We start from the raw sequence: 11,227 nt of genomic DNA on the forward strand, positions 1-11,227 counted from the left end.
AAAGAATTAAATCTGCTTAATTTCTCAAATCTGCGAGAGAAAAATTTCACGCAGATTTAAGCAGATTCAGCAGATTTTATAAAATTTAGATCTGCGTAAATCTGCCAAAATCAGTAAAATCTGCGTGAAATAAATACACAAAGATTATAAAAAAAATAATTCGTGAATTCGTGGCAAACAAACCTAAAAAACATAAATTCAAAAACAAACCAAAATGAATCTGAAAATTAAATCTTTATACGCTCTTAGTATAAGCTTTATGTTGACAGCACAAAGCGGATTTTCGCAATCTGCCAAAACAAAAGCCTCTCTGCCTGAAATCAAAGTATCTAAAAATCAGCATTATTTTGTTACCGAAAACGAAAAACCATTTTTCTGGCTAGGCGACACAGGCTGGCTGGCATTCGGAAAACTGGATAGAGCAGGAATTGAGAAATATTTCAAAGACAGAAAAGACAAAGGATTTAATGTCGTTCAGGTGATGGTTTTGCATAACATCAATGCTGTTAACGTTTATGGCGATGCGGCTTTGATAAACGAAGACGTTTCAAAACCGTTGATTACGGCAGGAAATGATTTTAAAGATGCAAAACAATACGATTATTGGGATCACGTAGATTACACCTTAGATGTGGCTCAGAAAAACGGAATTTATCTTGCAATGGTTCCGGTTTGGGGAACAAATGTTTCAAAAGGAAATAAAGTAAGTAAAGAACAAGCAATTGAATATGCTAAGTTCTTAGCTAACCGATATAAAAATAGAACCAATGTAATCTGGTTAAATGGTGGAGACACTCACGGAAACGAATTTCAGGATATCTGGAATGCCATCGGAAATACTTTAAAAACTAACAATCCAAACCAGTTGGTAACTTTCCATCCGTTTGGAAGAACCGATTCTTCAGAGAACTTTCACAACGAAAAATGGCTGGATTTCAATATGTTTCAATCAGGACACAGAAGATACGATCAGGATTCATCAAAAACGAATTTCAAAGAAGACAATTACAAATTTGTCCTAAGAGATTTCGAATTAAAACCAACAAAACCAACACTTGACGGAGAACCATCTTACGAAGGAATTCCACACGGCTTACACGATACTCTACAGCCAAAATGGACAGCAAGTGATGTTCGCCGTTATGGATATTGGTCGGTTTTATCAGGCGGTGCAGGTTATACGTACGGGCACAATGCTGTAATGCAAATGTTTAGAAAAGGCGATAAACCCGCATATGGAAACAAAGAATTATGGACATCGGCAATCAATGCGCCTGGAGCAAAACAAATGATTTACATTAAGAAATTAATGGAAGAAGTGCCATTTTTAGAAGGAGTTCCAGATGCTTCATTAGTGGTGAATCAAGGAGGAAAATACGATTATATTTCAGCGATAAGAGGTGAAAAGTATGCTCTACTATACACTTACAACGGAAGAATAATAGAAGTAAAACTAGGAAAAATTGCTGGAGATAAATTCGAAGCAACTTGGTACAATCCAAGAAATGGTAAGAAAACTAAAATCGGAATATTTGATAACAAAGGAACTCAAAACTTTCAACCTGCAGGAAAAAAAGAAGATGGTAATGACTGGGTTTTGATTTTGAAATCTACTAAGTGATTAGTGAAAAGTAAAAAGTAATTAGTGAAATGCAATTCGTGAGTAAATAATCACGAATTATCCACAATCTTGTCATTTCGACGTAAGGAGAAACTCTACAAAGTTGCTCAACCATGCGGAGCTACTAATGAGGATTTCTCCTTACGTCGAAATGACAAAAATGAGAGTAAAAATCTGTGCTAATCATTTTAATCTGTGGCAAAATAAAACAACACAACAATGAAAAACATACTAATAATACTCTGCTTCATAACAGGATTAAATACAACTTTCGCACAAGACGGCTGGTTAAACATCCTAAACGAAGGCGGAAACAATAAAGGAATAAAATGCACCCAAGCCATTCAGAATGCCATTGAAAAAGCATCCAAAAACGGCGGAGGAACCATCTTTTTTCCAGCAGGAGAATATTTAACGGGAGCCTTGACACTAAGAAGCAACATCACGATTCACTTAGATTCTGGAGCACTTTTAAAGTTCTCAGAGAACTTTGATGATTTTCTACCTTATGTAGAGATGCGTTACGAAGGAATTGTAATGAAGAGTTTCCAACCTTTATTTTATGCAAAAGACGTTGAAAATATTACCATCACAGGAAGAGGCGTAATCGACGGACAAGGAAAAGCGTGGTGGAATGAAGTGTATCGAATCGAAACAGCTAAAGAACCGCTTCCTCCAACCAAATATCAAACCATGTGGGAAGAGCAAAATAAAGGCCTTTACACAGAACCGTATTACAAAAGAACAGTTGATAAAAAATTTTTCAGACCATCTTTTTTTCAAGCTTACAACTGCAAAAACATTTTGATTGAAGGTGTAACTTTTAAAAATTCGCCTTTCTGGACCATCAACCCGGAATTTTGTGATAATGTGACGGTTACTGGAATTTCGATTTTTAATCCGCATTCGCCAAACACAGACGGAATTAATCCTTCATCTTGTACCAATGTTCACATTTCAAACTGCCATATCAGCGTTGGAGACGATTGTATCACGATCAAATCGGGAAGAGACGGCGACGGACGTAAATACGGAAAAGCAACAGAAAATGTAACCATCACAAACTGCACCATGTTAAGCGGTCACGGTGGAGTGGTAATCGGTAGCGAAATGTCAGGAGGAATTAAAAAAATCACAATATCCAACTGTGTTTTTGATGGAACAGATCGCGGAATCCGTATTAAATCAGCTCGTGGAAGAGGTGGAGTTGTAGAAGATATTCGTGTTGATAATATTGTCATGAAAAACATCAAAGAAGAAGCCATCGTTTTGAGTCTTTTCTATGATAAAGGGACTACAGTTGAACCTGTAACGGAGAAAACACCGATTTTCAGAAACATTCACATGAGTAATATTACAGCTTCAAACGTAAACAAAGCTGGGCAAATTCTTGGAATTACTGAAATGCCAATCCAAAACATCACTTTCTCTAACATCAATATGGATGGAAAAGAAGGTTTTACTGTAAGTACCGCAACAGATGTTGAATTTCACGATGTAAAAGTAAACGCAACTGTAGGTTCGTCTTTCAAAATCTCAGATTCAAAAAATGTGATTTTGGATAATATTGGATCTTCAACAGCGATAAAAGGAGTTCCGGTTATCAAATTAGATAACGTTTCGAATGCATTGATCAACAATAATTTTCCATTCAATCCAACCGATATTTTTATCGAGGCCGATGGAAAAGACACCAAAAATATTTTCCTAAAAAACAATGTGTTCAACAATGTAACAACGAAAATTAAAAAAGGAGCTTCTTTAGATAAAAAAGCGATTACAGAATAATAAAATTTAGTAGCAGAAACAATAGGCATTTTTGGAAACACCGTCCCGCTTTCCGTTGCAATCTTGTAAACCGAACCCCGGTTTACAAGGATTTTCACTGCAATCGGGGCTAAAGAGAAAGATTAGGCTTTTTTGCCATTATAAGTAAACAAGACATGAAAAAAATATTCATCCTATTAACCTTTTCGATTTTTGCGATATCTTACGCACAAAAAAAGAAAGAACTCTATCTTTTTACGTCATTTAGAGAACCCGCAACAGAAGGTTTATATTTGGCGTACAGTGAAGACGGTTACAACTGGAAAGGATTAGAAGGATCATTTTTAAAACCAGAAATCGGAGCCAGTAAAATTATGCGCGATCCGTCAATCACAAAAGGAGCAGACGGAACGTATCACATAGTTTGGACAACCGACTGGAAAGGCGGAAACGGTTTTGGTTACGCCAGTTCAAAAGACCTGATTCATTGGTCAGAACAACAATATATTCCTGTCATGAAAAATGAGCCAGAAGTGGTAAATGTTTGGGCTCCGGAAATTTTTTATGATGATGTAAAAAAAGAATACATAATTATTTGGGCATCAACAATTCCGTTTCGATTTCCAAAAGGTGTTGAAGAGGAAAAAAACAACCACAGAATGTATTATGTAACGACGAAAGATTTCAAAACGTTTTCAGATACAAAATTATATTACGATCCAGGTTTCAGCGTAATTGATTGTGTGATTGTCAAAAAAGGAAAGAAAGATTATGTTTTGGTTTTGAAAGACAATACAAGACCAATGCGAAATATAAAAGTAGCTTTCGGAAAATCGCCTTTAGGGCCGTTTGAAAAAAGTTCTGAGCCTTTAACCGAATATTTATCTGAAGGTCCAACAGTAGTGAAAGTCGGTAAAAACTGGCTGTTGTATTATGACAATTATGGTTCGAAAAATTATAAAGCGTTAAGTACAACAGATTTTGTTCATTTTGAAGATGTTTCCTCCAAAATAAGTCTTCCAGAAGGACACAAACACGGAACGATTACAACAATCTCTGAAGACGTTTTAAAGGGATTAATTGAAAAGAAATAGTTAGAAAAATTTCACGCAGATCTAAAAATGATTTAAGCAGATCAAGCAGATTTTTTAATTTTTTTAAATCAAAAAGATTAAAATTAAATCTGCGCAAATCAGTCAAAATCTGCAAAATCTGCGTGAAACAAAAAAATAATAAAATGATTGCTTTCCAAAACATAAAAACCAACATCATCACAACAGCTACAATTCTTCTAGCTTGTACCGCTGTAAATGCACAAAACGACACGGTGCGTTATGTTGGCAAAACACTTTCAAACATCGATTATCATCACGGACAGTTGAGTCCAGCGGTTGGAGTTCACGCCACACAAATCATGCGTGCCAGCCGTGAACATCCTGAAAAAGCAGATGGTTTTGGCTGGACATACAACCACCAGCCGATGATGGCGTATTGGAACAATACCTTTTATCTGCATTATTTAAGCGATCCTTCGGGCGAACATATTCCGCCAAGCCAAACTTTATTAATGACTTCTAAAGACGGCGTAACGTGGACTAAACCAGAAGTGATTTTTCCAATTTATAGAATTCCTGACGGATGGAAGAAAGAAGGAGTTGAAGGCGTTGCCAAAAATCTGGATGCAATTATGCATCAGAGAATGGGTTTTTACACATCAAAGGACAACCGACTTTTTGCTTTAGCGTATTACGGAATTGCAATGGATGAAAAAGATGATCCGAATGATGGAAAAGGAATTGGACGTGTGATTCGTGAAATAAAAAAAGACGGAAGTTTCGGCGAAATCTATTTCATCAGATACAATAGAACTTGGGATAAATCGAAATCGAAATTTCCATTTTATACAGCATCAAAAGACAAAGGTTTAAAGAAAGCCTGCGAAGAAATTTTATCAGAGCCATTAATTTTACAGCAATGGGTAGAAGAAGCTGATCGTGATGATGAGTTGATTCCGTTACAGAAACCATACAAAGCGTTTAGTTATTACCATTTACCAAACGGAAATGTAGTGGGTTTATGGAAACATGCTTTAACATCTATCAGTAGAGACGGAGGAAAATCTTGGGATTATATGCCGTTAAGAGCGCCGGGATTTGTAAACAGCAATGCTAAAATCTGGGGACAAAAAACGTCAGACAATCGTTATGCAACACTTTATAATCCGTCAGAATATCGCTGGCCTTTGGCTATTTCAACAAGTGACGACGGTTTAAATTATAAAGATTTATTGTTGGTTCACGGAGAAGTAAGTCCGATGCGTTATGGTGGGAACTACAAATCAGCAGGTCCGCAATATGTGCGTGGAATCACAGAGAAAAATGGAACTCCGTCAGACGGAAAAATCTGGGTAGGTTACAGTATGAACAAAGAAGATATTTGGGTAGCATCGATTCCAGTTCCCGTTACTTCGGTAGTAACAGAAAATGTAAATGATGTTTTCAATAATCTTCCAGACGGACAAGAATTAAAGCTATGGAATACTTACGATCTTTCTTGGGCATCAACAAAAATCGAAAAGAAAGCTGATGGCAAAAAATGGCTGACTTTAAGAGATCAGGATTATTTTGACTATTCACGTGCTGAAAGAGTTATTCCTTTTGCTTCAAAAATGGAAGCTGTTTTCACAGTAAAACCAGAGCAAAATAATCACGGATTATTGCAGATTGAATTTCAAAATAAACAAGGTTTACCATCGGTAAGATTGATTTTTGATTCGGATGGAGAATTAAAGGTAAAAAATGGTGCGCGTTTGAGTTCGGTTACAAAATACGAAGCAAACAAAGCATATACAATCACTGTTAAATTAGATGCTAAAAACCGTCAATACACTATAAAAGTAAACGATGGAAAAGAATCAACAAAGATATTTTATGCGCCAACAGACGGTTTCGAGCGAATTATGTTCCGCACAGGAGAGCAAAGACATTCGCCAGATCCAGATACAGCGCCAGACACAGATGATTACGACGACCTGCCTCAAACGGGAAAATTAATCCCAGAAGCAGTATTCAATATCGAATCTTTGGTAACTAAAAAATTATAATGATTTTTACCATTAAGAGATTAAGAAAATTAAGCAGGATGTTTAATTAGACTTATCTTGAGAGCATAAAGTTTTGAGAACGAAAAATGAACGTAACTGAATGCTTAATGAACTTAAGACAAAGGTTCCATCTAGTGAGCTTAATTGACTTAATATCTTAATGGTTCAATTAAAAATTTACAAAGTGAATATTTCAAAATCAATATTATCCTTTATTTTTCTTTTTTTCTTTTTCATTTTAAATGGACAAATTTTGCCTGTACGCTTAACGACGGAAATGGCTGAAAATCCATTAGCAGTAGTTCAGAATCAACCAAAATTGAGCTGGCAATTGATTTCAAAAGAATCCGATGCCTCACAAGTCGCTTATTTGATTTTAGTAGCTTCTTCGGAAGAAAAACTAAAAATGGATGATGGGGATGTTTGGAACAGTGGAAGAGCTAATACAGATAAAAACCTGCATATCGTTTATAATGGAAAACCATTAAAAAGCGAAACCAAATATTTTTGGAAAGTTAAAGTTTGGAATCAGGTTGGAAAAGTTTCAAAATGGAGTAAAACAGCTACTTTTAGAACAGCTTCATTAGAATCAGATTTAAATCCAATTTGGATTGGAGCAATCACAAAGGCTGATAGTCATTTGCCAGAAGGAAGAAATTATCATACAGCGACTTTTAACAGAGAAAAAAAGAATTCGTTTATCAATGCTTCCGATTCATTGTCACGCAGAAGTATAATGTTGCGTAAACCTTTCGAAGTTGAAAAAGCAGTCAAAGAAGCCGTCGTTTACATTTCAGGTTTAGGCCATTACGAATTGACTATCAACGGAAAAAAAGTGGGTAACAGCCAATTTGCACCTCTGTGGACAGATTATGATAAAACAGTCAATTATAATGTTTACGAGTTAAGTGCAAAAGATTTTCAAAAAGGTGATAACGTAATTGGCGTTCTTTTAGGAAACGGAATGTACAACACGCTTGCCGAAAGATATACCAAATTCTTCGTAAGTTTTGGTCCGCCGACTTTATTCTTCAAAATGAAAATCAAGTATAATGACGGTTCAGAAGAAATTATAAAATCAGATAGAACTTGGAAATACAGCAAAAGTCCGATTACGTATAACAGTATTTTTGGAGGAGAAGATTACAATGCCAATTTAGAGCAAAAAGGTTGGGATCGTAAAGGTTTCAAAGATAGAGATTGGAAAAAAGTAGTGATTCAGGAAGCGCCAAAAGGAGTTTTGAGACCGCAGACCGCATCGCCAGTTACCATTCAGAAACAATACGAAGTTAAAACCGTAAAAGAACTGAAACCAAATTTCTATGTTTTTGATATGGGACAGAATCTTTCAGGATTTCCAACCATCAAAGTAAAAGGAAAAAGAGGACAAACGATTCGTGTTTGGGTGGCTGAAGGTTTAAATGAAGAGGGCACAATAGCGCAGGGAAGATCAGGAAAACCATATTATTACGATTATACTTTAAAAGGCGATGGAGTGGAAGAATGGACGCCAAAATTCAGTTTCTACGGTTATCAGTATGTTCAGATTGAAAACATTAATTACAAAGAAGATAAAAATAAAGAGCTTCCAACTTTAGTTGATTTAAAATCGAATTTTATTTACAATTCGGCTGGAGAAGCAGGAAGTTTTGCTTGCTCGAATGAGATTTTCAATAAAACACACGAATTGATAAATAATTCGATTAAAAGTAATTTCCAAAGTGTTTTTACCGATTGTCCGCAACGTGAAAAATTAGGTTGGTTAGAAGAAATTCAGTTAAATGGCCCAGGTTTAATGTTCAATTATAATCTTCAGAATTTCCTTCCCGCAACCATGCAGAATATTTCTGATTCACAACGTGATAACGGTTTAATTCCGACAATTGTTCCTGAATATGTAATCTTTGGTGGCGATTTTACCGATTCTCCAGAATGGGGAGTTACAGGCGTAATTCTGCCTTGGATGTATTATGAATATTACGGAGACGCTTCATTGTTAGAGAAATATTTTCCTGTAATGAAGAATTATGTAGATTATTTAGGAACAAAAGCAACAAACCATATCGTTTCACACGGATTAGGCGATTGGTACGATTACGGAACGCATCCAGCAGGATATTCTAAAAATAGTCCGATTGCACTTTCTGCGACTTCTCATTACTATTATGGCGCTTATTTAGTGGCAAAAGCATCAAAATTATTAGGAAAAACGGAAGATTTCGAGAAATATAATACGTTGGCTTCTGAGATTAAAACGGCTTTCAATAAGGAGTTTTTCAACGAAGAAACCAAACAATACGGAACAAACAGCCAGTTTAGCAATGCCGTTCCGATTTTTATGGATATTGTGGAGCCTCAGTATAAAGAAGTTGTAATGCAGAATTTATTAGCAGATATCAAAGAAAAAGGAGATCGTTTGACAACGGGAGATGTCGGAAATCGTTACTTATTTCAGACTTTGGCAAGAAATGGCGAAAACGAAACCATGTACAGAATGCACAATCATTACGATGCGCCGGGTTATGGTTTTCAGATTAAATTTGGTTTGACCACTTTAACAGAGCAATGGGATCCGAGAAAAGGAAATTCGTGGAATCACTTTATGTTAGGGCAAATCGAAGAATGGTTTTACCAAAGTTTAGCTGGAATTATGTCCGATCCTGAGAAACCAGGATTCAAACATTTCTTTATTCAGCCAGAAGTAGTTGGCGATATGACTTTCGCGAAAGCGGACTATCAATCGGTTTACGGAAAAATTGCTTCTTCTTGGGAAAAGAAAGACGGCAAATTTATTTTGACAGTTCAGATTCCGGTAAATACAACTGCGACAGTAAAATTACCCGTTGCTAAAAATTCAGAAATAAAAATGGATGGCAAGAGATTTAAGACAGGTTTTGATGAAAAGGCACAAAAGCCTGTTTTGGAATTAGGATCAGGAATTTATACAATTGAATGCACAATATAATGGAACGCGGATGACACGGGTTTACTTCGTAAAGACGCGGATTTAAATGGATTTTTTCTTTTATTTTAAAATGTAAAAATTGAATTGCCTCCAGTTTTAACTGGAGGTTTAAGAAAACAGGAGAAGTTACAGGGCTTTAGCCAAACGGATGAGTTAGGCTAAAGCCAATTTACGAATCAAAAATATTTTCCTCCAGCTAAAGCAGGAGGCAATTAAAAAGAATAAAAAAAATCCGTTTAAATCAGCGTTTTCGCGATAGCGAATCCGTTTCATCAGCGTACCAACACACAACAATATTAAAATGAAAAATTTAAAATACATCTTCTTAGTTTCCATTTTTGCTTTGACATTTGCTAATGCGCAAAGCACTTCTGACACTAATTTTAGAAAGCCTGTATCAGAAACGCTTAAAAAAATCGAAACGATTTTTAACGTCACAATCAACGATGACAGAGGTTTATTAAAAGGAAAAGAACTGGATTATGCCGATTGGAGAATTGAACCTGGAAATTTAGCGCTTTCGCTGACTAATATTTTAGCGCCGTTTGAATTGATGTATTTTAAACAACCCGATGGAACCTACATCATACGCAAGTATGAAAACCATAAAGTTTCGGTAGATAAAGGAAAAGAACGTTTGTTTTACTTAGAAAGCCTTTACTCGACGAAAGAACAATGGGAGAAACGCAAAACGGAGTTAAAAGCTTGTATGATTGAATCATTTGGTTTGGATAAGGCGCCCCCTACGCCAAAATCTAAACCACTTTTAACTCCAAAAAGAATTTATAAAGATTACAGTGTCGAAAATATTGCTTTAGAAATTTTGCCTGGTGTTTATGTAACAGGATCGATTTACAAACCATATCCGTTAAATAAAAAAGCAGCAGTTATTTTAACTCCTGACGGACATTTTGGCGACGGAAGATATAGAAAAGACGAGCAGTACCGTTGTGCCATGATGGCAAAAATGGGAGCAATTGTGGTAGGTTACGATTTATTTGCTTGGGGAGAATCGTTACTACAATTTCCAGAAGAAACGCATAGAAACAGCATTGCATCGACGGTTCAGGTTTTAACTGGAATTCGTTTCTTGGATTATTTGGCAACGGTTAAAAATGCTGATATGACAAGAGTTGGTGTTACTGGAGGTTCTGGCGGAGGATCACATACGATGTTTTTAGCCGCAATTGATGACAGAGTAAAAGTTTCTGCCCCGGTTGTGATGGTTTCTTCTCATTTCTCAGGCGGTTGTCCATGCGAAAGTGGTCGCGGAATTCACTTATGTGGAAACGGAACAAACAATGCCGAAATCTCGGCTATGATGGCACCAAAACCGCAATTGATTGTTTCTGACGGAAAAGACTGGACATTGGCAGTTCCGGAATTGGAATTTCCTTTTATCCAAAGAACATATGAATTGTACGGAAAGAAAGATTTAGTCGAAAATGCACATTTTGCAAAAGAAGGACACGATTTCGGAATCTCGAAACGTATGGCTTTGTATCCGTTTATGGCGAAATATTTAAATTTAGATTTGAATAAAGTGAAGAACGATAAAGGCGAAATCGACGAATCGACTTGTGTAATTGAACCAAAAGAAAAGTTGTTGGTTTTTGGAGATAAAGGAGAAAAATTGCCTGTAAATGCTTTGAAAGACATCAACAAATTATATGAAATGTTCGGAGAAAAAAATATGAAAGTTTACGAGGTTAAGAAATAGCCACGAATTCACGAATTATTTTTTATAAACGATACGTATTTTTTGTGTCAA

6 protein-coding genes are annotated in these 11,227 nt (G+C 36.0%); all 6 read left to right on the top strand.

Annotated elements, in window-relative coordinates; all coding sequences use genetic code 11:
• Positions 1–214: 214 nt before the first annotated feature.
• The 6 genes from JI750_RS17280 to JI750_RS17305 all read left to right on the top strand — a co-directional run bounded on the left by JI750_RS17280 (position 215) and on the right by JI750_RS17305 (position 11,176).
• Positions 215–1,621: a glycoside hydrolase family 140 protein gene (locus tag JI750_RS17280; RefSeq protein ID WP_202004939.1), complete on the top strand. Its 1,407-nt coding sequence runs from the start codon at positions 215–217 to the stop codon at positions 1,619–1,621.
• Between the two features lie 219 nt (positions 1,622–1,840).
• Positions 1,841–3,409, top strand: coding sequence for a glycoside hydrolase family 28 protein (locus JI750_RS17285; RefSeq protein ID WP_202004942.1), 1,569 nt, complete (start codon positions 1,841–1,843; stop codon positions 3,407–3,409).
• Positions 3,410–3,564: 155 nt separating this feature from the next.
• Positions 3,565–4,482, top strand: a complete 918-nt coding sequence (locus JI750_RS17290; RefSeq protein WP_202004945.1) for a glycoside hydrolase family 43 protein — start codon at positions 3,565–3,567, stop codon at positions 4,480–4,482.
• A gap of 143 nt (positions 4,483–4,625) precedes the next feature.
• Positions 4,626–6,491, top strand: a complete 1,866-nt coding sequence (locus tag JI750_RS17295) for a sialidase/neuraminidase family protein (RefSeq protein ID WP_202004948.1) — start codon at positions 4,626–4,628, stop codon at positions 6,489–6,491.
• 160 nt (positions 6,492–6,651) lie between these two features.
• Positions 6,652–9,456: a glycoside hydrolase family 78 protein gene (locus JI750_RS17300; protein ID WP_500789590.1), complete on the top strand. Its 2,805-nt coding sequence runs from the start codon at positions 6,652–6,654 to the stop codon at positions 9,454–9,456.
• 301 nt (positions 9,457–9,757) lie between these two features.
• Positions 9,758–11,176 carry an acetylxylan esterase gene (locus JI750_RS17305; protein WP_202004955.1) on the top strand — a complete coding sequence of 473 codons (1,419 nt, stop codon included), beginning with the start codon at positions 9,758–9,760 and terminating at the stop codon, positions 11,174–11,176.
• Positions 11,177–11,227: the final 51 nt, after the last annotated feature.

This window comes from Flavobacterium tagetis, assembly GCF_016735615.1.
Taxonomy (GTDB): domain Bacteria; phylum Bacteroidota; class Bacteroidia; order Flavobacteriales; family Flavobacteriaceae; genus Flavobacterium; species Flavobacterium tagetis.

Coding starts and splice junctions, on each gene's coding strand:
- JI750_RS17280 (WP_202004939.1), top strand. CDS start 215: ATGAATCTGAAAATTAAATCTTTATACGCTCTTAGTATAAGCTTTATG.
- JI750_RS17285 (WP_202004942.1), top strand. CDS start 1,841: ATGAAAAACATACTAATAATACTCTGCTTCATAACAGGATTAAATACA.
- JI750_RS17290 (WP_202004945.1), top strand. CDS start 3,565: ATGAAAAAAATATTCATCCTATTAACCTTTTCGATTTTTGCGATATCT.
- JI750_RS17295 (WP_202004948.1), top strand. CDS start 4,626: ATGATTGCTTTCCAAAACATAAAAACCAACATCATCACAACAGCTACA.
- JI750_RS17300 (WP_500789590.1), top strand. CDS start 6,652: ATGGTTCAATTAAAAATTTACAAAGTGAATATTTCAAAATCAATATTA.
- JI750_RS17305 (WP_202004955.1), top strand. CDS start 9,758: ATGAAAAATTTAAAATACATCTTCTTAGTTTCCATTTTTGCTTTGACA.